The organism is Candidatus Enterococcus courvalinii (genome assembly GCF_017315945.1).
In the GTDB taxonomy this organism is placed as follows: domain Bacteria; phylum Bacillota; class Bacilli; order Lactobacillales; family Enterococcaceae; genus Enterococcus_B; species Enterococcus_B courvalinii.
Genome location: NZ_JAFLWI010000001.1, coordinates 160,939 through 181,636 on the forward strand (window position 1 = coordinate 160,939; position 20,698 = coordinate 181,636).

The window sequence follows — 20,698 nt, forward strand, 5'->3', positions numbered from 1 at the left end:
TTTTCAAAAGACAATTTATTTTCGCATTTCTTCTGTTTGTTTTAAACTGAAACAAAGGAGGAATTCAACATGGCAGAAGTAAGAATCGGACATTCTCAAGTATATGCAGAACAACTTGGGTTAGGAACAAATGCTGTTGGCGGACACAATTTATTTCCTCATTTAGAGGATGAAGTGGGTAAACAAATCATTCGAACAGCACTCGATAATGGCATCAATCTTCTTGATACGGCTTACGCCTATGGTTTTGGGCGCTCAGAAGAACTGATTGGTGAAGTCTTAAAAGAAAAAGAATATGATCGTTCACGTATCATCATCGCAACTAAAGCAGCTCATGACCCAAACAATTCTGGAAAATTTAATAATACACCTGAATTTTTGAATCAAGCTGTTGAAGATGCACTAAAAAGACTACAAGCAGATTATATTGATATTTTTTATATTCATTTTCCAGACGAAAAAACACCAAAAAACGAAGCAATTGCTGCTTTGCATCAATTAAAAGAAGCTGGAAAAATTCGAGCAATCGGTGTTTCAAACTTTTCTTTAGCACAATTAAAAGAAGCTAACCAAGAGGGATACGTAGATATCGTTGAAGATCATTACAGTTTGATTCAACGAGAGGCGGAGAGAGAACTTTTCCCTTATATCAAACAACATAAAATTAGTTTTGTCCCTTATTTTCCACTAGCTTCAGGTTTATTGACTGGGAAATACCAGCTTGGACAACCACTTTCATTTTCTAAAGGAGATCTCCGATTAAAGCAGCCAAATTTTCAAGGTGAACGTTTTGAAAAAATTATTCACACTGTTGAGCAACTTCGCCCACTTGCAGCGAACTATCAAACAAACATTGCTCAATTGGTCTTAGCATGGTATATGAAAAATCCAGCTGTCTCTGTCGTAATTCCCGGTGCAAAAAAACCTGAACAAGTCTCAAGTAATGCTCAAGCTTTAGACATCCATTTAACAAATGCAGATTATCAACAAATTGATCAGCTATTTGCAGAATTTTAATCAAAAATAGAAGTTCTTTTTCAATTAAGCCGTAGATTTTAGTAGATAAAATCTACGGCTTTCTACGTCATCTTTAAGCTAAAAAAGCTTTACTATATGAAAACGCTGCCAATGGCTAGGCGGTGAACTAACGGTGGATCGTAGTTATTGCATTTTTCTATAGTCAATTCAATACTGGAAAAAGATACTACTTATTTTTCGTCATACTTCCCGTCTTTGCTAAATAAAAAATAAACTAATATTCCAAAACCTACTAGTGCAACAATACTTCCGACAATGGGAACCCAGTTAGCATACTCACTTGCTAACATAAGTATCGCTCCTCCAACAAATAAAAAACCACCCGCTAATAAGTTTTCATTAAGCCCCTCCTATTTGTATATTTATACATCAGTATAACATAGAAATATACAAAACTTTATCACCTTGCATCACACAGCTTTTGGCAAAAATACCACACGAGTAAGTTAAACGATAGGAAACATAAATTGACATAGACTCGATTTCTATGACGAAGAACTGTGTTGTCTTCATTGAATTTAATGTTCCCAGATTGATTGCAAACTTTACAAATCTCTTCTGTTTTTTAGTCGTCGTTCCAACAAATGACAGAAAAGCACATTCACCAATAACTTTATCAATGCACTATGCAAAATTACTTTCAAATTTAAAGTACAAATAAAAAATAAAAGCCAACATTAGCATCTACCTGCCATGTCGACTTTTATCTTAACTATTTTAGTGATTAAGAGAGACCTTACTCCTATTTTTATTTATTTTGGGAGTCAATTACAATGGTTACGGGACCGTCATTTACTAAAGAAACATCCATATCTTCACCAAATTTACCAGTTGAAACTGGAATCCCACGTTGTTTCAAACCAGTATTAAATGCTTCGTATAATGGGATAGCTGTTTCCGGACGTGCAGCAGCAATAAAACTTGGCCGATTGCCTTTTTTAGTATCTGCAAACAGCGTAAATTGTGAAATACTTAAAATCTGACCACCAATATCTTCAATACTTGTGTTCATCTTGCCTTGTTCATCCTCAAAAATACGCATTTGCGCGATTTTTTTGACCAAATAATCCACATCATTTTGGGTATCTGTTTCATGGATACCTAATAAAATTAATAACCCTTGATTGATCTTGCCGATTTCTTGGCCATTGATCGTAACTGCCGCCCGGCTCACTCGTTGAATGACTGCTCGCATCAAATCTTCCCTCTCTTCACATTTATCCGTTCATCCGACGTACACTATAGACATCTGGAACAGACTTGATTTTATCTACAATACTTTTTAGGTGTGTTAAGTTCTGGATTCCTACCGTTAAATGGATTGTTGCCATCTTATCTTTATTCGTACGTGCTTCCACACTATTAAGATTTTTTGTCATAGAATTAACTGTTTGCAAAACATCATTTAATAGTCCTGAACGATTGTAGCCATAGATTTCTAGGTCAGCATCATATTCTTTTTTAGAATTTGAAGTATCTTCCCATTCTACTTCAATTAATCGTTCTGCAACATTCGGTTTATCTGATTGAACATTTGGACAATCACGACGATGAATGGAAATCCCTCGCCCTTTGGTAATATAGCCAACGATATCGTCTCCCGGAACTGGATTACAACAACGACTAATACGAATAAGCAAGTTTTCAACACCTTGAATCACCACGCCACCTTCATGACGAACCTTCATTTTTTCTGGTTCTTTTTTCGGTTGGTTCATCAATTCGTCGGCTTCTTGTTTTTGTTGCTCGATTTTTTGTTCACGACGTTCTTTTTCAGTCAATCGATTTGCCATTGTTAATGGACTAATTTCCCCATAACCCACGGCTGCATAAATATCATCTTCATTATTGTAATTAAATCGATCTAAGACTTCTTGCAATTTTTCTTTGGTCAAAATATCTTTTGGCAAGAAACCAAGATCAGAAATACATTTGGTCACTGATTCATGACCTTTGGTAATATTTTCTTCACGATCTTGTGCCTTGAAGAAACGTTTGATTTTATTCTTTGCTTTGCTCGTTGCAACAATTTTTAACCAATCACGGCTCGGACCAAACGAATTAGGTGAAGTTAAGATTTCAATGATATCACCATTTTTCAATTTATAATCCAATTGAACCATTTTGCCATTCACTTTTGCACCAGTTGTCTTGTTCCCAATATCAGTATGGATGCTATAAGCAAAATCCAATGGTCCAGATCCTTTAGGAAGCTCGGTTACATCTCCTTTTGGTGTAAAAACATAGACTTTATCACTGAAGATATCCCCCTTGACGCCTTCCATAAAGTCAGATGCATCATAACTTTCGTCTTGCAATTCGATGATTTCATGGAACCAACTTAATTGCTTCGTCATTCCGTCAGGTTCTACTTTATCATTTTTTCCTTCTTTGTAAGCCCAGTGTGCCGCAACCCCAAATTCTGCAATTTCATGCATTTCTTGCGTACGAATTTGAATTTCAACAGGGTTGCCCGCTGGACCAATCACTGTCGTATGCAAAGATTGATACATGTTCGCTTTTGGCATAGCAATGTAATCTTTGAATCGTCCAGGCATTGGTTTCCACTTCGTATGGATCGCACCTAAGACCGCATAACAATCTTTGATTGAATCAACAATTACTCGGATAGCCAGTAAATCATAGATTTCGCTAAATTGTTTCTTCTGGTCTTTCATTTTTCGATAGATCGAATAAATATGCTTTGGGCGACCATAAATTTCTGCATAGATCCCTAGTTCTTCTGTCGCTACTCGAATATCTTCTACAGTTGCATTCACATACTGCTCGCGTTCTTCACGTTTTGTTCGCATCAAATGAACGATTCGATAGTATTGTTTTGGATTAAGGTAGCGTAAAGCAGTATCTTCTAATTCCCATTTGATTCGACTAATCCCTAAACGATGTGCTAACGGCGCATAGATTTCTAATGTTTCTTGTGCAATTCGACGTTGCTTATCTTCCCGTAAATGTTTTAGTGTACGCATGTTATGAAGACGGTCGGCCAATTTCACCATGATTACGCGTAAATCTTGTGCCATTGCTAGCAACATTTTACGATGATTTTCTGCTAATTGTTCTTCATGAGATTTATATTTTATTTTCCCTAATTTAGTAACGCCATCAACCAACATGGCTACATCGTCACCAAATTCTTCTCGTAAATCATCCAATGTCACTTCTGTATCTTCAACTACATCATGTAAAAATCCTGTTGCTACAGTGTGTGGATCCATTTTCAATTCAGCTAAGATCCCAGCAACTTGGATCGGATGAATAATATAAGGCTCTCCAGATTTCCTAAATTGTCCATCATGCGCTGCTGTTGCATAATCACATGCTTTTTGTACAAATGCAACATGGTCCGGTCCCATATATTTGCTAACAAGCGCAATAACGCCAGGACCTGTTAAAATTTCTTCTTTTGACATACAAACCGATCCCCCTTTCGTTTCGATAGCAAAACAGGAGAGGCATCTGAAATCACAATTTCTAAATTTCAGCTAACTGGTATAAAGAATTCGTTTTTCCACGAAAGGTATTAAAAAATAACTCCGAAAAAACAACGCATCATCACACAAAAACCTAAAAATGATTTCTGGTGCCTTTTGTCAATTTCATCGGAGCTAGTTAATTTGACCCAACCTCTTTTTATTTTTTATCGGACTCTTAAACGGTTATTGTTACCATTATACAAATTGTCGTTTCTTTTTTCAATTCTATCATGTGCAAATTTATTAAGAAAAGTTCAGATGACTCATTGCGATTCTTGTCACCCCATTCGCAACTAATTTTTTCTTTTCCTGAGGTGTAATTTTATGAACATTTACCGTTAATGCCAGTTTAGCCCTCGTATCTGATCTGAAAATTTCTGCTAGACGCAAAGCCTCTTGATATGGCAAATCTTCACCTAACGATAGACGCGTCCACCCTAATGGTTTCATGGCACGCTCAAATTCAACTAACGTCAGTTCCTTCACTTGGCGTGTGTCCAAATAAAAGCTTAGTTTCCCATTGCTTAAAGCTAGAGAGAACAACGACTCACGTAATTCTTTCACTCGAACTGGGTGTTCAAAAATATCTGCTACGTTCACACAAACTTCAAGAAACCTTGCTCCTGCTTGATAAGCATGTGCGGCTTCAAAAACCTTTTTTTCCACCGTGCTTGCTCCCAATGGGAAGTCAATGACACTCCCTATTTGGATCGTTGAATCTGCTAAAAGATACTTTACTCGTGCAATTTGAGTAGGCAAAACAACAAATTCCGTTGCGCCTCCTGCAACTAAACGGTACACCCTCTCTTTTAACAAGTCATCACTCATTTGATGATCCAATAATCGTACACGAATGGACTCCCTATTTTCCATCCTGTTCACCTAATAATTCCCATTGATAGCTCGCGGCACTCAGTAAATATAATGGCGCTGTTTCTGTTCGCAAAATTCTGGGTCCTAAACCACAAAGGATTGCACCTTCTGCAGATAGTTTTGCTACTTCATCCGGCGTCAATCCGCCTTCTGGTCCAAAAATTGCCAAAATACGTTGTCCTGCACCCGATTTTTGTAAGGCTTGTGCTAAGTTTGCTAATTCGCCTTGCTTAGCTGACTCTTCGTAGGCAACTAACACATAATCATAGGTAGAAATTTTTTGATAAAACGCATTGGCTGTACTCAACAATTCTACTTGTGGTACTACTTGGCGATGTGATTGTTCTGCAGCTTCTTGAGCAATTTTTGCTAAACGTTGTTGCCGCTTATTCCGCTTCTTTTCATCCCATTTAACAACCGATGTCTTTGCCGGAAAGCCAAGAAATGCGTGTGCCCCAAGTTCCGTTCCTTTTTGCACAATCCAGTCTAGTTTTTCACCTTTTGGATACCCACTTGCAATAGTGATCATACTTGGCAACTCTTTTTGCCCTTGTTCTTTCATTACCTCTTTTAATTCAACCTCATTTTCTGTGATAGCAATAATTTCAGCAATGATAGCCACTTGGTCACTGAAAGCTAAGTAAACGCGATCTTCTCGCGTCATACGCATAACGCGAGTTATATGATGATACGGTTCGCCGACTAATACAAAATGATCTTTTTGCTGATACGGTTCCTCCAAAAAATAACGTTGCATTTAGTCCACCTCAGGTTTTTTCAAAATAATTGCATACCAATCTTTTTGTTGGAAAATTTGATCGACTACAAATCCTTGTGCCTCCATGGCATCAATTACCATTTGTTTTTTATCTTCAATAATTCCAGAGACAACCAACGTTCCTGTTTGCTTTAATAAACGCCATGCATCAGGGATCATCAATAAAATAATATCAGCTAAAATATTGGCAACAATTACATCACTCTCAATTTCTATCCCATTCAATAAATCATTAGCTGAAACATGGACATCTTTAGCGATTTCATTCATATCCATATTTTCTTTTGCTGAACGGACAGCTACGTCATCAAGATCGTACGCATAAACATCTTTTGCACCTAAATATTTAGCAGCAATACTTAACACGCCTGAACCTGTACCAACATCTAGTACCGTTTCACCACCACGTAAAACAGATTCTAATGCTTCCAAAGTTAGCAATGTTGTTGGATGTGTTCCTGTTCCAAAAGCCATACCTGGATCTAAAGTAATAATTTTTTCCATTGGATCTTGTGTCGTATAATTTTCCCAGCTTGGAGCAACCGTCAACATTCTCGTAATGCGAACAGGATGATAGTATTTTTTCCAAGCCGTTGCCCAGTTACTCTCCTCCACTTCACTAACCGTTACAATATTTTTTCCAATGGCCAAGCCAAACTCAGGTAATTGTGTCACACGGTCTTTGATAAAAGGTAAGATTTCTGGTAAGAAAATTGTTTCTGGAAAGTATGCCATAACCAACGCGCCTTCAGTTAATGAAGTGAAATCAGCTTTATCTAAGATTTCACCATATTGGTCTGATTTAAAATTCTCAACGTCAAGTGCATCTTCGATAGCCACACCACTGGCTCCTGCTTCCATTAAAATATTGGCAACCGCTTCAACTGCTTCACTTGCTGTTTCTACTTTGACTTCGTTCCATTTCATCGTTATCGACTCCTTAATAACTTGGATAAGGTAAATAAGTTGTTGTATTTTGTTCTTGCTGTTTCTTTTCAACTAACTGTGCTAGCTGTTGGTTGTCCCAATGTAATTCAAAAATCACATCTTCATCGTCTGCATCTAAAAAGTCCAACAGATCGCTTTGTCCCTGGTCCAATACATCCTTTAAGTAATCAATAATTGCATCTACAACCGCTTTTTCCAATCCTTTTTTACCTTCATAAGGAATAACTGCTAAGTAGTCCTCTTCGTCAAATGAAGATTTTTGTGGATTAAAAAGTAAAATGCCATCCTCAAACTCAATGATTTCTTCTTCAGAAATAACACCTTTTGCATCATCGATTTCTAAAAGTGCTTTGTTTTCCGCAAATAAGCGCACAACTATTTCAATCGTATGGTTCTTTGTATCCCAATCTAATGCGACATCATAAGTATCAATGTTTTTTTCAATGGACTCATCCAAATAACTCAATAAATTATTTTTTTTCATCTTCGTTCCTCCATCCCCAATCGTCTTGATCGATCAGGCGTTTTTTTTGTAAAGAAATATATGGATTTCCTGAAACAATGTAGCGCAACGGCATCTCCGTCCACTCTCCCTTATTTGGAATACCAATTCTTGGCAAAGCAATAATTTCTTTTGGTTCCTTACGTTTTTCAAAGTCTAGTCGTAGGGTACTTTCGCTGTCCATAATTGATTGACCATAAAGTTCTGGGCCAATTGCTAATGCTTTTACTAGCTTACCTGGGCCGTTGCTGATTTCTGGACCCACTTTTCCTCCACGATTCTGGCTCATTTGTTCAATACTAGTGGCTGGTTGAACAGCTCGAATCATTACACCTTGAGGGACACCTTCTGGTTGAGTAATAATGTTTAGTATACGATGTGTATGCATCGTATAGAGATAGATTGTTCCAGCCTTTTGATACATCGCACGCACCCTCGGCGTATCTCGCATTCCGTAACTGTGCGCAGCTTGGTCTTCTGGTCCAAGATAAGCTTCAGCGTCAACGATGTAACCAGCCAATTTCCCCATCGGCGTTATATGTTCTAAATACATTCCTAATAAATTTTTCGCAATTTCTGGCGTTGTTTTATTTTCAAAAAAAGTTTCGATTTTCTTTTTCTCTGTCATTTTTTTCACCTACTTTATCATACACAATATTTTCGTTACATGCTATGAAAACAAAACGTTTCTTCTATGTTCTTTCCTCCAGTTTTTTACAAACTATGCTATAATAAACGAACGAAAAAATGAAAGGGAGGTCACTTCATGCAACAGCCTTTAGCTTATCGAATGCGTCCTCGCACAATCGATGAAGTCGTTGGACAACAGCAACTAGTCGGTGAAGGAAAAATCATTCGCCGAATGGTTGACGCGCGAATGTTGTCATCAATGATTCTATATGGACCACCTGGAACCGGAAAAACGAGTATTGCTAGTGCCATTGCTGGTTCTACAAACTATGCCTTTCGTACATTGAATGCTGCAACTGATTCAAAAAAAGATTTACAAGTTGTAGCTGAAGAAGCCAAAATGAGCGGGACAGTCATTTTGTTACTTGATGAAGTTCATCGACTAGATAAAACAAAACAAGATTTTCTTTTGCCTCATCTTGAAAGTGGACGCATCATTTTAATCGGCGCCACGACCGAAAATCCTTATATCACCATTAATCCAGCGATTCGTAGTCGAACACAAATTTTTGAAGTCAAACCTTTAGATGAAACAGATATTCAATCAGCAATTCAAACAGCTTTACTTGATAAAGAACGTGGACTTGGAGAATTACCGATTCAACTTGATGAAGATGCCTTGCTTCATTTATCACGAGCAACAAATGGAGACTTGCGGAGTGCGTTAAACGGCCTTGAACTAGCAGCCCGATCAACTAAACCGATGGAAGATGGGCTTATCCACCTCACCTTAGCAATCATTGAAGAATGTGTACAAAGAAAAGCATTAACTCATGATAAAAATGGAGATGCTCATTACGATGTCATCTCGGCTTTTCAAAAATCGATTCGCGGCAGCGATGTGGACGCAGCCCTTCATTATCTAGCGCGTTTAGTGGAAGCTAGTGATCTTGCAAGTATCTGTCGACGTCTAATGGTCATTGGCTACGAGGACATCGGTCTAGGAAATCCCGCAGCAGCAGCTCGCACTGTTAACGCTGTTCTTGCAGCAGAACGTCTAGGATTACCCGAAGCACGGATTCCTTTGGCAGATGTCGTAGTTGATCTTTGTCTATCCCCTAAATCCAATTCGGCTTACACTGCACTAGATGCTGCCATTGCAGATATTCGAGCCGGAAAAGCTGGAGAAGTACCGGACCATTTGCGAGATAGTCACTATCAGGGTGCGAAAGAATTGAAACGTGGACTTGATTATCAATATCCCCACAATTTTGAACACGCTTGGGTCAATCAACAATATCTACCAGATAAATTAAAAAATGAAACCTACTATCTACCAAAAGAAACTGGAAAATATGAACAAGCCTTAAAGCAACAATATGAGCGAATCCAAAATTGGAAAAAGCATTCTCCCCAAAAATAAAACGGTTACTTTTTGAGAAGCACTCCCGTTGCTCTTTTTAAATACCTATGCTACTATAGAGGTGGGAAATCTGTGATGTTCGAATTGTCCTCTTTGTGTGTTGACCGAACATTTTTATTGATATCTTGGGACCTGTCTTGTGTCACTGCTGGTAACATGCCTTATCATTTGGTAGTTCGAAGCTTCGACCGTGGGACCCACCTGCTAGAATTTGCGGGATCAATACTACAGGACAAACAACGGCATTAACGGAGATTACCCTTTGTTTAAGAATGAAGCAATTTGCTTTTAGCAAATTGCTTTTTCTATTTTTATTCTGATTTTTTGGAGGAACGCTTCATGATTCGTGTGTTGATATCTATTGCAACCATACTACTGGTCTTTGTTAGCTATTATTTATTCAAGAAACAATCTATTTTCTTCGTTTTAATTGAACCTTCTGAAAAGAACCAAGCCTTTTTACAGTTTTCAGGTGTTGTCTATGCCTTTCTTGGTGCATTAGGTTTACTCGTCATCTTTTTTAATCAAAGAATGCTTGCTTTTTTATTCCTAATAGTTGTTATTCTAGCTTCAACTATTTTCAGTATCTCATTTGCTAAAAAAATATCGGCCACTAAGCAGTAAAATAATTTTCTTTTTTCGCAAAGTGCTTTACAATAAGGATAGTAAAAGAACTGATCTTTGAAGGGAGCGAACACTTATGTTACAACAATATAAAAAAATCATGGTTGCCGTCGACGGCTCTGCCGAAGCGGAATTAGCTTTTAAAAAAGCGGTCAACGTTGCTAAACGTAATAACGGAGAACTTTTACTAGCACATGTTATTGATACTCGTGCATTTCAAACAGTTTCTTCATTTGATGGAATGTTAGCTGAACAAGCAACAGAAATGGCTAAACAAACACTAGCTGACTACGAAAAGAGCGCGAAAGAAGCTGGTCTAGAAAAAGTTTCAACTGTTGTAGAATATGGTTCACCAAAACCAATCATTGCCAAAGAAATTCCTGATGACAATGATATTGATTTGATTTTATTAGGTGCAACTGGGCTAAACGCTGTAGAACGTTTATTCATCGGTTCAGTTTCTGAATACGTGATTCGTAATGCAAATTGCGATGTCCTTGTCGTACGTACAGACTTAGAAAACCAACTACCAACAGGTGACAACGAAGAATAATTTAACTAAAAATCCCCGCCAATCGTACACAATGATTGGCGGGGGTTTTTTAATTTTTAAAACATCTATTACAAGAGGACTTGCACAAAACAAGCCTATTTTTGGTATAAGAACTGTTATCACAAGCAAATTACTTTATGCTAGGATGAGTATAATCGCTATTATCGATAATCAAATCAGCAGTTTCTTTTACATGATTTTGATCAAGATGTCGTTGATAAACCGGAATGTAACGTGTACGATATTTATCCATCATCCATTCACCGACTTTAGGCACATCCCTTTCTCTTCCTCTTCGCATAACTTCTTCCAGTGACACCTCCAAAAAGATTTTATAATCAATAAACGGAAGTAACTTCTTTCTAAATAAAAGCGCGCCTTCTAAAAGCACAATTGTATGCTCACCAATATTAATCAGCAGATCATCAACATATGTAGCAGATCCCCAATCAAGCCCTTTGATTGTCTTCCTAAGAACACCTTCTTGCTTCAAAGGAATCAAAAGTTCATTCAAAAGTTTTTGGCTGTTGAAAGCATGATAAAAGGCATCCACTTCACTATCTTTTTCTCCAGACCCTTTGATCAAAGGGAGCGGTTTATGAAAGCTATCATAATGAATGACTTGCACATCATACCCGTTCTTTTTAAGATAAATGGCTAATTGTGTTGTAAAGTTCGTTTTTCCTGAAGCATAACTGCCATCGATTCCTATGACATTTGGTTTCTTTAACTTTTGGATTTCTTTTTCAATCACATCATAAATTGGATACGATAGATTCACTCTCTTGCTCCTTCACTGCTTTAGTAATTTTTAACTATATAAAAAACATTGATGGATAACAAATAACAACTGACTTGTAGATAGTTGATTCCATGCTTATTAGCTTCCATTTTTTGGATAAACATTTTGTATTTCAGAATTATGCAAAAAGACTGCCAAACTTAAGTTAAGTTTGGCAGTCTTTTAAAACTTTATTATCCGCGTAAACGTTCCACGTCACGAGCAATCATTAGTTCTTCGTCCGTTGGAATAACTAATATTTTTACTTTAGATTCTGGTGTTGAAATTTCCACTTCTTCGCCACGAATGCTATTCAACTCAGGATCTACTTCACACCCAAACCAAGTCATTCCTTTAATGATCTCACTGCGTACGTGCGCATCATTTTCACCAATTCCAGCGGTAAACACAATTGCATCAACGCCATTCATAGTAGTTACATAACCACCAATGTATTTACGAATACGATCAACAAAAATATCATAAGCTAAACGAATATGCTCTTTTTCATAATTTTTCTCAAGATCACGCATATCGCTTGATAAGCCTGTTAAGCCTAATAAACCAGATTCTTTGTTTAAAACTGTAATCATTTCATCAATTGTCAGATCCAATTTACCCATTAAGTATGGTAAAACAGCCGGATCTAAATCACCTGAACGAGTCCCCATCGTTACTCCTGCTAACGGTGTGAATCCCATTGATGTATCTACTGATTTTCCTCCATCAACAGCGGTGATTGAAACACCATTACCCAAATGACAAGTAATGATCTTTAAGTCTTCAATTGGTTTATTTAATAAACTAGCTGCACGTTCTGAAACATATCGATGACTTGTACCATGAAAACCATATTTTCTTACTTTAAAGTCCTCGTAGTAAGAAGTTGGTAGACTATACAAGTAGTTATGTTTTGGCATAGTTGCATGGAAAGATGTGTCAAATACTGCAACACTGATGATATCAGGCAAGATTTTTTTGAATGCCTTGATTCCCATCAAGTTTGCTGGATTGTGTAATGGGGCAAACTCTGCCAATTCTGCAATTCGTTCCATTACTTCGTCAGTCACGACAACAGAGTCACTATACGTTTCTCCACCGTGAACAACACGATGTCCAACACCTGTGATTTCGTCATAAGAACTCAAGATTGTTAATTCAATCAATTGATCCAATAACATTCTAACAGCTATGTCGTGGTCAGCGATATCCAAAATTTGTTCGAACTTTTGATTGTCACCGTATTTAATTGTAAAAATAGAGTCGCTTAAGCCGATACGCTCAACGATTCCTTTGGCGATAACTGTTTCTTCAGGCATTTGATATAATTGCCATTTTAAACTTGAACTTCCAGCATTGATTGCAATTGTTTTAGACATAGTACTCTCCTTCTATTTTGAATGATTACAGAGCAGATGATTTCCAATCTTCAAATTCTTTAAAGAATTCTGTCACCTTCTCTGGTTCTTTAAGTGAAGCAAGTTTAGCAAGTAATACTTCTTTGACTTGTTTTGCTTGTGGACCTTTTTTCTGTAAAATTAAAATACTTTTTTGTGATTCTTTTTTGCGGAACAATTCATCTGGTAACTGAACCATTCCTTGAAGATAGCCTTCTTCTTTAAACCATTTTTTGAGCATTTCACTTTGGTCAGTTTCTAGGAAGTTACTTGGAATCAAGAACAACCCAAAGCCACCTGGTTTTACATACTTCATTGATTGTTCTAACAATAAATGATGTGCATAACTATGACCTTCATCTGCACTTGTCAAAAATTCACTGGCTTTTTGATCATTCGGATAGTAACCAATAGGTAAATCACTGATAGCAAAATCCACAGGATCAACCAGTAAATCTTGTAACCCATCTTGATGAAAGTACTGAACGTTTGCTTGTGTCAATTCACTTGTCGATGCAGCCACAGACAACAATGTATCATCAATATCTACACCAAATCCTTCAACTTGATAGTTAGCAATCTTCAAATTTAAAAGAACTGTTAGTAGTAAATTACCCATTCCAGCCGAAATATCTAAAATTTTAACTAGTTCTTTTTTATTTGTGAACAACTGTTCAATCAAGAAAACAAATAAATATCCAATACTATCTGGCGTCAGCTGATGATTGGCTTGCAACCGTTCTGTCTGACCACCTTTTAATAAAAGTAATTGTGATAGACGACGCCATTCCTCTGGTTCAAAAGACAACTTTTTCAACTCTTTATAAAGCGTCTCAATTTGTTGGACAACTTCCGGCGTTGGCACGCCATCGACTACCCGAACTTGATAATCGTCATTTAAATTTTCAGCATTCTCGACATAAGCCTCTAAAAAGGAAGTTCCCAATGCATTTTGAAGCAACTGAATTGCTTCAAGGTTTTGATTAAACCCTTGCTCCATTTTTTCTGGTAACATGGTGCACCTCATTTCTAGATATATTATAACAATTTTTTCACCTGTTTAATTCTATCGGACAATCACAAAAATTTCAATCGTTTTCACTGTTTTTTTGTTTGTGAAACGACAAACATTCTCCAGTTAAAACAGTGATATAACAGAAAAGAGGACGTTTTCATGGTTATGTCTTCATTCTGTACTACTAACTGTTTCATTCTGTATCGTTTCTGTAAAATAAAAGTCAAATACATCAACTGTAATTTGAAATTTCATCTTCTGATTTTCAATCGCATATTCAACTACTCCTGTATTAAAGGTATACTTTCCGCTCTGTGTTATGTTTTTCCCTTGCGCAAATTCTGATAGGCAAAGCTCCTTCATAGTTTGTGCTACATAAAAGAACTTTGTCCGCTGATTAAAATCAACCGTTAATTGATAGGTATCAACCACTGTTGCTAATAAAAAGCTACACAACAAAAATAATAATAAAGTAGAGAATAAAATATTCCCCTTAAATCCTGTTTTCATTTGTTGGTCACGGCTTTGCCCATTTGCCATACCCACGTTCTCCATTTTCAAATGTAACTTCAAGTATGACTTCATTGTCCCTCTCCTCAAAACTAAACTCGTCAACATTCATCAGCATTGGTTGATGACCACCAGCAGTTTGTCTTTTTCGAACAATTGATTGATACTGCTCAATAATATACGTTTTATTTTCTATAACATAGCGAAATTGTTTTCTTTGTATATCAAACAATGTGCTACCTGCGACTTCATTTTCAAATTGTGTCAAAAAAATCAACCATTCTTTCTGATCCTTCCTTTGTAAATGCTGATCTAACTGATCTGCACGTCGAATAATCAAAGTAACTGTTAGTATCACCCCACTAAAAACAAGAAAGGATATCAAGCACTCAATCAGAGTAAAGCTTGGATACTTCTGATTTTTTTTCAATTTCCAATACGACCTTCCCTTCAACTTCAATCCCGACTTTTTGAATAGCACGTTGCTCTGTTTGGAGAATAACTTTACTTTTTATTGGTTGATCCCGAGCAACTTGTTTCAATCCTTCATGTAGTCGGTATTTTCGTGCTTCTTCATAAATGATACGTGCCAGCTGGACTTCTTGATTGCTCTTTTTTCCTTGCTCTAATAAAAATGTCTGATGTGCGCTGACGCCATAGACGATTATTAAGACCAACCCCAGTGCTGTCATTGTTTCCAATAATATGTAACCAGGTTTATTCGATTTTTTTGGTATAATGACCACTTCCCAACTGGAATTGATAAGTAATTGTTTGTTTTTTCTTTGGCCAGTAAAACTGATACGTTTTTAGTGAACTGTCATTTCCCGTTCGACCAGTAAAAATCACTGTTCCATAACGTTGTATTTTTAAATTTTCTGGAATTTTTAGATACGCCCAATCAAACGGAGTGTATTTAGGCACACCAAAGTAAATTTTTTGCTGATCATCAGTTAAATGTATTCGAGTCGCTTGCTGACTGACAATTGCAATCTTCTGCGTTGCATAAATTCGTTTTTCAAATTGACTGAAAAATTGATGTATTGCTATGTCTTTTTGTAAATGTTCAAACGAAAAAATAGGAACTGTCACGAAGAACAACGTAATTAAAAAAACGAATAAAGTTTCTACTAAAGTAAACCCTGCATATTTATTTTTTATTATATACATCTGCGTGTTCTTGTTTGATGTAGCCTTCTGCAAGTAGCTCATCAATAGTTGGGACTTTCCCATTATTTTGTAAAGCATACAATTCTTTTTGCGTATCAACTAACTGGATCACTGCTGCTTGACTTTCTTCATCTACATGATTTTTATATTTTGAAAGATTTGGTACAAATAATAAAATCAACACACTGATAATCAATAAAACAATCAGCATTTCAATCAAAGTAAAAGCTTGTGCTTTTCTCAAGGATTTTCCCTTAATTTGTTCATTCTTACTAATATTTTCTATCATCATGAAATAACCTCCTCAAGATTTCCATAAATGGGTAACAAAACCGCTGCATAAATCGTTAATATTAAACAAGCAATCACTAAAAAAAGCACTGGCTGAATCCAATTTAACCATCGATTTAACCGTTCAAAAAAAAGTTGGCGTGTGTAATTACTATAAAATAATAATTCTTTTCCTAAATTCCCCTTTAACTCTCCTTGCTGAACGATTGTACTGAATTCTTTAGTTAAAAAAGAGTATTTTTCAAATTGGATTGCTAATGAACTTCCTTTCTCTAATTCCTTCGCCATTTGTAAAGCTAATTGTTGCATCAGACTACCCGTTTTTGTTTCTTTTAGACAAAAAACTACCTGTTTCAGCTCAAGTCCTTCGCTAAAAAGTTTACCTAATTCTAACGAAAAATAAGTAGACTGATACAATGCATAAACTGGTCCTAAAATTTTCAATCGACTAATCCACTGACTCCGCCGTAATGAATTTCCCTTCCGATCAAAAAAACGAATAGCTCCATATAAGACACTTAGTAACAATAAGATGCCTAACACATACCAGTGAAATGTTTGAATCAACTGAATTCCCCAATGATTTTGTGGAACCATTTCTGAGATTAATAATTGTGGCAAAACAATTTGGCGCATACTAAACAAAATGCCAATCAAAAATAGCGAAAGCAACAAGGGATAGCTTAGCAATTTTTGCAACTCTTTATGAAATGCACCCATTCGTTGAAACTGGTCAGCTATGTTTTCCAATGTAGCGATTAAGTTCCCGTGTGCTTCAGCCAATTCAACCTGTACAAGATATGTTTTGTTAAACCCACAATAAGCTAGTATTTTTGTAAATGAGCCACCAGCAATCACTATTTTTTGGACTTCTTCTAGTAGTTCAATTGGAAATAACTTCAACCTGATTACTAACTGCAATGCTTCTTGTAAACTGAAGCCATTGCTCAGTAAATCAGCAATCATTTGAATAAACTGTTGCTGTTGTTTTTTATTCAATTTCTTCAAATGAATATGACCTCCAATCGTTTCTTTCAGCTTGAAGATAACTCGTTCGCCAGCATTTTTCCTGAACTACTTGAAATGCAGCTTCTCTATCACTTTTTTTGGCTGATTCTTCCCGCATTTTTTCAAAAAACTGATAACTCCATAACACAGCAGAAGCTTGTTCTTTATCTGGTATTATTTCTTGATAAACAATCCCTTTTAAACAGTCTATTAATGCTCCGTGGTGACCAATCAATTCTTCTATTCTTGGCAGAATACCTGCTAACTCTCTGGCATGAATCGTGGCAAATACCCGATGGCCAGTCAAGGCCGCACGTAAAGTCATTTGAGCCGTTAACGCATCTCTTATTTCTCCAACAATCAATAAGTCTGGCCGATGACGTAAAGAGAGCTTTAACAGTTCTTCATAATTTTGGTGGATTTTCTCGTTAACTTGTAGTTGTAAAAACGTTGATTCTTCCAATTCCACAGGATCTTCCACAGTAATGATTTGTTCTGAACTTTTCTGAGCCAAACGATACATTAAAGAGGTTTTTCCTGATCCAACTGGACCGCTAAAGAGATATAACCCCCGTTCCCCAGTATGCTGATGTAATACTCTTAAATCTCCTGGAGAAAAACAGCGGAATTGCTGATCACCAAGTGGGTAAAGTAGCCGTATCACCAAAGTTTCTCGCTGTTGATAGTCCCCCACAGATGAGAGTCTTAGCCGAATCTCTTCTTCGACACTTGAATTTCCACATCTATAAGTCAACGCGCCAGATTGTACTTTTCTTTTTTCACCAATATCCATTTGTCCTAAGTATTTGAATCTGGAAATCAATTGTTGTCCTGTCTCTTTTGAAAAATCCCGTTTTAATGTTCGGTTTTTACCTTTACGTTCAAGAAGCTGATAACCTTCTTTTTTTGGTAAAATATAGACATCTTCTATTCTTCTTTTGTAAGCATCTGCAATGATCTCATATGAAATTTTTTTAATATCCATTATCCTCCCCTCCAACAAAAACATACGCGTTTATCATTTTTTTATCGTAGATTTTGATAATTTCATAAAAAATGTTAGCTAAATCCGAATTTGTGTTATACTATTAAAAATTTATCTTAGGAGGCGCCACTTTGGAATCATTGCTAAAAAAACATCTTTTAGTTGCGAGCAAACAACAACCAGCAGATTTAGTTATCAAGAATGCCAAAATCGTCAATGTCTTCACCAGAAAAATCATGTCAAATACTCTTGCTATCTGTGATGGAAAAATCATCGGGATCGGCGAATATGAAGGAAAACAAACATACGATGCAAATAATCAGTACTTAGTGCCAGGGTTTATTGATGGACATGTTCATATCGAAAGCTCCCTGCTTTGTCCACAAGAATTTGCTAAAATTTCTGTATTACATGGTGTAACAACAGTTGTAACAGATCCTCACGAGATTGGAAATGTTGCTGGTAGTACGGGTTTGAAGTTCATGCTGGAAGATGCTCAAAATGCACCGATGAATATTTTTTTCATGCTTCCTTCTTGTGTGCCTGTTACACCTTTTGAAACAAATGGCGCTATCCTAGATGCCAAAACATTGGCTCCTTTTTTAGAAATGCCCGAAGTTCTTGGTCTTGCTGAAGTAATGAATTATCAAGCAGTCGCAAATGCGGAAACAGAAATTTTGGATAAACTTCAATTAACGATTGATTATCACAAAAAAATTGATGGACACGCTGCTGGAATTACTGGTGATGGGTTAAATGTCTATCCTGTTGCTGGAATTCGTACCGACCACGAAGCCACAACTGCAAAAGAAGCGAGAGAAAGACTTGATTTGGGTATGTATTTGATGATTCGTGAAGGAACTGTTGCAAAAGATTTAGCCGCTCTTTTTCCAGCCATTACTCCGGAAAATTCTCGGCGTTGCTTCTTTGTCACAGATGATAAATTAATTGATGACTTAGTGAGTGAAGGTTCGATTGATTATATCGTCCGAAAGGTGATCGAATTAGGCATGGATCCATTGCAAGCAATCCAAATGGCCTCCCTAAACGCAGCGGAATGTTTCGGTCTATCCACGATTGGAGCAATTGCACCAGGTTATCAAGCTGACTTTTTCTTAACAGATAATCTTGAAACCTTACCAATTCGAGAAGTATTTCATAATGGGGAACAACTCGTAGCTAACGGAAAACTTATCGATACAACAAATGAACAACCAAAAAATTCTCTGATGGCAGACTTACCGGACATGACAGTTGCATCTTTAACAAATGACTCTTTAAAGCTGTCTTTAAATTCAAATAAAGCGCATATCATCGATATTATCCCTAACAGCTTAATTACTAATGACTTATTCTCAGAAGTCACCGTTCAATCTGGGTTCTTTGTTCCTTCTATTGAAAAAGATTACCTGAAAATTGCTGTTATTGAACGACATAAGGGAACTGGAAATATTGGTCTTGGCATCGTCAAAGGGTTCGAACTAAAAGAAGGTGCCTTAGCAACTACGATTTCGCATGATTCTCATAATATTGTTGTCGTCGGAACAAACGATAAAGATATGCTTTTTGCTATAGAACAGTTAATCAAAAAAGGTGGTGGCATGATTGCTGTCAATCATCAGCAGGAATTGGCTAGTCTTCCCCTTAAGATTGGTGGATTAATGTCTCAAAAACCTTTCTTAGAGGTGAATCAAGAATTAACTAGTTTAACAACTGCCGCTCGTCAAATTGGTGCTAGTCAGCTATTTGATCCCTTTTTAACCTTGTCCTTTTTGACTTTATCTGTTATTCCTGAACTAAAAATCACAGATATGGGACTTTTTTCATTTTCAAAATTCCAACTTATCCCACCGTGCTAAGCAAAAGGAGGCTATGACAGAATTGACCAACTTTAAATAATAAGATTATAAAAGAAGTACTACTTGGAAAATGTTTATAACGTTTATTCAGAAAAAGGAGGTGTAACAAGTATTTTGTCACACCTCCTTTTGATTATTTTGTTTTATCTTTAAATTGTGCTTCTACTCGATAGATACGTTGACCACGAGAAGAAAACTTTTCTTCATACTCAGTCATAATATTTCCTTCGAATGTACTCTCATGTAAATCAAGCCAAACTTGTTTGATTATCATGCCATATTGCGAAAAGCTTGCCAAAGAATACTCAAACAATCCTTGATTATCTGTTTTGAAATGAATCTCACCTGTTGGTCGCAAGATTTGTTCATCCACTGCTAAAAAAGTTTTAAACGTCAAGCGACGTTTCTCATGACGTTTTTTTGGCCATGGATCAGAAAAGTTCAAATAAATCTGATCGACTTCACTATCCGCAAAATACTCTGTCAACGCTGAGCCATCAACGTGAAGTAATTTCAAATTAGGTAGCGGTTCTTCAATTAATTTATCTAGCGCCAGAGAAATAACACTGACTTGCATTTCTACACCAATGTAATTGATTTCTGGATGTGCCTTTGCCATTCCATTGATGAATTGACCTTTCCCCATTCCAATTTCGATATGAATTGGATGATCATTGCCAAAGAGCTCAGCCCATTGCCCTTTCCATTCGGTTGGATCACTAATAACAAACTCTGGATGTGCAGCTAACAATTCTGTTGCCCCAGGACGATTTCTAACACGCATAATTCATAATTCCTTTCTCAAATAAAAAAGGTTGG

23 protein-coding genes and 1 other RNA gene are annotated in these 20,698 nt (G+C 36.7%); 6 read left to right on the forward strand and 18 right to left on the reverse strand.

Annotation, left to right across the window (positions count from 1 at the left end; all coding sequences use genetic code 11):
* Nucleotides 1–69: 69 nt before the first annotated feature.
* A complete protein-coding gene (locus tag JZO71_RS00770; protein WP_206897682.1) occupies nucleotides 70–1,017 on the forward strand; it encodes an aldo/keto reductase in 948 nt (315 codons plus the stop codon).
* A 769-nt stretch (nucleotides 1,018–1,786) separates the two neighbouring features.
* Here the strand turns inward: JZO71_RS00770 and dtd are convergent.
* From dtd to JZO71_RS00805, 7 genes are all read right to left on the reverse strand, one after another.
* Entirely contained in the window at nucleotides 1,787–2,233 is a 447-nt protein-coding gene (gene dtd, locus JZO71_RS00775; RefSeq protein WP_206897683.1) for a D-aminoacyl-tRNA deacylase, read from the reverse strand.
* Between the two features lie 22 nt (nucleotides 2,234–2,255).
* Nucleotides 2,256–4,469, reverse strand: a complete 2,214-nt coding sequence (locus JZO71_RS00780) for a RelA/SpoT family protein (protein WP_206897684.1) — start codon at nucleotides 4,467–4,469, stop codon at nucleotides 2,256–2,258.
* Nucleotides 4,470–4,775: 306 nt separating this feature from the next.
* On the reverse strand, nucleotides 4,776–5,405 hold the full coding sequence (locus JZO71_RS00785; protein WP_206897685.1) for a hypothetical protein: 630 nt from the start codon (nucleotides 5,403–5,405) through the stop codon (nucleotides 4,776–4,778).
* Nucleotides 5,395–6,162 (reverse strand): 16S rRNA (uracil(1498)-N(3))-methyltransferase, encoded by a 768-nt coding sequence (locus JZO71_RS00790; RefSeq protein WP_206897686.1) that lies wholly within the window; start codon nucleotides 6,160–6,162, stop codon nucleotides 5,395–5,397. Before JZO71_RS00790 ends, JZO71_RS00785 begins: the two co-directional genes overlap by 11 nt.
* Complete coding sequence (prmA, locus tag JZO71_RS00795; RefSeq protein ID WP_206897687.1) at nucleotides 6,163–7,110, reverse strand: 50S ribosomal protein L11 methyltransferase; 948 nt, start codon at nucleotides 7,108–7,110, stop codon at nucleotides 6,163–6,165.
* Between the two features lie 13 nt (nucleotides 7,111–7,123).
* Nucleotides 7,124–7,615, reverse strand: a complete 492-nt coding sequence (locus JZO71_RS00800) for a DUF3013 family protein (RefSeq protein ID WP_206897688.1) — start codon at nucleotides 7,613–7,615, stop codon at nucleotides 7,124–7,126.
* Entirely contained in the window at nucleotides 7,602–8,261 is a 660-nt protein-coding gene (locus tag JZO71_RS00805; RefSeq protein WP_206897689.1) for a DNA-3-methyladenine glycosylase, read from the reverse strand. The genes JZO71_RS00800 and JZO71_RS00805 overlap by 14 nt, the downstream gene beginning before the upstream one ends.
* A 138-nt stretch (nucleotides 8,262–8,399) precedes the next feature.
* Here JZO71_RS00805 and JZO71_RS00810 point away from each other — a divergent pair, with 138 nt between their 5' ends.
* From JZO71_RS00810 to JZO71_RS00825, 4 genes are all read left to right on the forward strand, one after another.
* Nucleotides 8,400–9,686 carry a replication-associated recombination protein A gene (locus JZO71_RS00810; RefSeq protein ID WP_206897690.1) on the forward strand — a complete coding sequence of 429 codons (1,287 nt, stop codon included), beginning with the start codon at nucleotides 8,400–8,402 and terminating at the stop codon, nucleotides 9,684–9,686.
* A gap of 64 nt (nucleotides 9,687–9,750) precedes the next feature.
* Nucleotides 9,751–9,945, forward strand: a non-coding RNA gene (ssrS, locus tag JZO71_RS00815) — 6S RNA.
* Between the two features lie 80 nt (nucleotides 9,946–10,025).
* Nucleotides 10,026–10,310, forward strand: coding sequence for a hypothetical protein (locus tag JZO71_RS00820; RefSeq protein WP_206897691.1), 285 nt, complete (start codon nucleotides 10,026–10,028; stop codon nucleotides 10,308–10,310).
* 76 nt (nucleotides 10,311–10,386) lie between these two features.
* Nucleotides 10,387–10,863 carry a universal stress protein gene (locus JZO71_RS00825; protein WP_206897692.1) on the forward strand — a complete coding sequence of 159 codons (477 nt, stop codon included), beginning with the start codon at nucleotides 10,387–10,389 and terminating at the stop codon, nucleotides 10,861–10,863.
* A 130-nt stretch (nucleotides 10,864–10,993) separates the two neighbouring features.
* Here the strand turns inward: JZO71_RS00825 and JZO71_RS00830 are convergent, their stop codons facing one another.
* The 10 genes from JZO71_RS00830 to comGA form a co-directional block, all read right to left on the reverse strand.
* On the reverse strand, nucleotides 10,994–11,644 hold the full coding sequence (locus JZO71_RS00830) for a nucleoside/nucleotide kinase family protein (protein ID WP_206897693.1): 651 nt from the start codon (nucleotides 11,642–11,644) through the stop codon (nucleotides 10,994–10,996).
* A 194-nt stretch (nucleotides 11,645–11,838) separates the two neighbouring features.
* Complete coding sequence (locus JZO71_RS00835; protein ID WP_206897694.1) at nucleotides 11,839–13,023, reverse strand: acetate/propionate family kinase; 1,185 nt, start codon at nucleotides 13,021–13,023, stop codon at nucleotides 11,839–11,841.
* A gap of 25 nt (nucleotides 13,024–13,048) precedes the next feature.
* Entirely contained in the window at nucleotides 13,049–14,056 is a 1,008-nt protein-coding gene (locus tag JZO71_RS00840) for a class I SAM-dependent methyltransferase (RefSeq protein WP_206897695.1), read from the reverse strand.
* A gap of 171 nt (nucleotides 14,057–14,227) precedes the next feature.
* A complete protein-coding gene (gene comGG, locus JZO71_RS00845) occupies nucleotides 14,228–14,596 on the reverse strand; it encodes a competence type IV pilus minor pilin ComGG (RefSeq protein ID WP_206897696.1) in 369 nt (122 codons plus the stop codon).
* Nucleotides 14,574–14,924 (reverse strand): competence type IV pilus minor pilin ComGF, encoded by a 351-nt coding sequence (gene comGF, locus JZO71_RS00850; protein WP_347401320.1) that lies wholly within the window; start codon nucleotides 14,922–14,924, stop codon nucleotides 14,574–14,576. The genes comGG and comGF overlap by 23 nt, the downstream gene beginning before the upstream one ends.
* 31 nt (nucleotides 14,925–14,955) lie before the next feature.
* Nucleotides 14,956–15,267 carry a hypothetical protein gene (locus tag JZO71_RS00855; protein ID WP_206897697.1) on the reverse strand — a complete coding sequence of 104 codons (312 nt, stop codon included), beginning with the start codon at nucleotides 15,265–15,267 and terminating at the stop codon, nucleotides 14,956–14,958.
* A gap of 16 nt (nucleotides 15,268–15,283) precedes the next feature.
* The gene (comGD, locus tag JZO71_RS00860) at nucleotides 15,284–15,736 is read right to left on the reverse strand and encodes a competence type IV pilus minor pilin ComGD (protein ID WP_206897698.1); all 453 of its coding nucleotides are present in this window, start codon (nucleotides 15,734–15,736) and stop codon (nucleotides 15,284–15,286) included.
* On the reverse strand, nucleotides 15,717–16,025 hold the full coding sequence (gene comGC / locus JZO71_RS00865; RefSeq protein WP_206897716.1) for a competence type IV pilus major pilin ComGC: 309 nt from the start codon (nucleotides 16,023–16,025) through the stop codon (nucleotides 15,717–15,719). Before comGC ends, comGD begins: the two co-directional genes overlap by 20 nt.
* Nucleotides 16,025–17,074, reverse strand: a complete 1,050-nt coding sequence (gene comGB / locus JZO71_RS00870) for a competence type IV pilus assembly protein ComGB (protein WP_206897717.1) — start codon at nucleotides 17,072–17,074, stop codon at nucleotides 16,025–16,027. The genes comGC and comGB overlap by 1 nt, the downstream gene beginning before the upstream one ends.
* Nucleotides 17,019–18,020, reverse strand: coding sequence for a competence type IV pilus ATPase ComGA (gene comGA, locus JZO71_RS00875; protein WP_206897699.1), 1,002 nt, complete (start codon nucleotides 18,018–18,020; stop codon nucleotides 17,019–17,021). The genes comGB and comGA overlap by 56 nt, the downstream gene beginning before the upstream one ends.
* A gap of 131 nt (nucleotides 18,021–18,151) precedes the next feature.
* Between comGA and ade the strand changes: the two genes are divergently transcribed.
* Nucleotides 18,152–19,879, forward strand: coding sequence for an adenine deaminase (ade, locus tag JZO71_RS00880; protein ID WP_206897700.1), 1,728 nt, complete (start codon nucleotides 18,152–18,154; stop codon nucleotides 19,877–19,879).
* A 133-nt stretch (nucleotides 19,880–20,012) separates the two neighbouring features.
* Here ade and trmB read toward each other — a convergent pair whose 3' ends face one another.
* A complete protein-coding gene (gene trmB / locus JZO71_RS00885) occupies nucleotides 20,013–20,663 on the reverse strand; it encodes a tRNA (guanosine(46)-N7)-methyltransferase TrmB (protein WP_206897701.1) in 651 nt (216 codons plus the stop codon).
* Between the last annotated feature and the right edge of the window lie 35 nt (nucleotides 20,664–20,698).

Coding starts and splice junctions, on each gene's coding strand:
- comGA (WP_206897699.1), bottom strand. CDS start 18,020: ATGGATATTAAAAAAATTTCATATGAGATCATTGCAGATGCTTACAAA.
- prmA (WP_206897687.1), bottom strand. CDS start 7,110: ATGAAATGGAACGAAGTCAAAGTAGAAACAGCAAGTGAAGCAGTTGAA.
- comGD (WP_206897698.1), bottom strand. CDS start 15,736: ATGTATATAATAAAAAATAAATATGCAGGGTTTACTTTAGTAGAAACT.
- JZO71_RS00780 (WP_206897684.1), bottom strand. CDS start 4,469: ATGTCAAAAGAAGAAATTTTAACAGGTCCTGGCGTTATTGCGCTTGTT.
- JZO71_RS00820 (WP_206897691.1), top strand. CDS start 10,026: ATGATTCGTGTGTTGATATCTATTGCAACCATACTACTGGTCTTTGTT.
- comGG (WP_206897696.1), bottom strand. CDS start 14,596: ATGGCAAATGGGCAAAGCCGTGACCAACAAATGAAAACAGGATTTAAG.
- JZO71_RS00805 (WP_206897689.1), bottom strand. CDS start 8,261: ATGACAGAGAAAAAGAAAATCGAAACTTTTTTTGAAAATAAAACAACG.
- JZO71_RS00835 (WP_206897694.1), bottom strand. CDS start 13,023: ATGTCTAAAACAATTGCAATCAATGCTGGAAGTTCAAGTTTAAAATGG.
- dtd (WP_206897683.1), bottom strand. CDS start 2,233: ATGCGAGCAGTCATTCAACGAGTGAGCCGGGCGGCAGTTACGATCAAT.
- comGC (WP_206897716.1), bottom strand. CDS start 16,025: ATGATAGAAAATATTAGTAAGAATGAACAAATTAAGGGAAAATCCTTG.
- JZO71_RS00790 (WP_206897686.1), bottom strand. CDS start 6,162: ATGCAACGTTATTTTTTGGAGGAACCGTATCAGCAAAAAGATCATTTT.
- JZO71_RS00810 (WP_206897690.1), top strand. CDS start 8,400: ATGCAACAGCCTTTAGCTTATCGAATGCGTCCTCGCACAATCGATGAA.
- JZO71_RS00840 (WP_206897695.1), bottom strand. CDS start 14,056: ATGTTACCAGAAAAAATGGAGCAAGGGTTTAATCAAAACCTTGAAGCA.
- trmB (WP_206897701.1), bottom strand. CDS start 20,663: ATGCGTGTTAGAAATCGTCCTGGGGCAACAGAATTGTTAGCTGCACAT.
- JZO71_RS00785 (WP_206897685.1), bottom strand. CDS start 5,405: ATGGAAAATAGGGAGTCCATTCGTGTACGATTATTGGATCATCAAATG.
- JZO71_RS00825 (WP_206897692.1), top strand. CDS start 10,387: ATGTTACAACAATATAAAAAAATCATGGTTGCCGTCGACGGCTCTGCC.
- JZO71_RS00770 (WP_206897682.1), top strand. CDS start 70: ATGGCAGAAGTAAGAATCGGACATTCTCAAGTATATGCAGAACAACTT.
- JZO71_RS00800 (WP_206897688.1), bottom strand. CDS start 7,615: ATGAAAAAAAATAATTTATTGAGTTATTTGGATGAGTCCATTGAAAAA.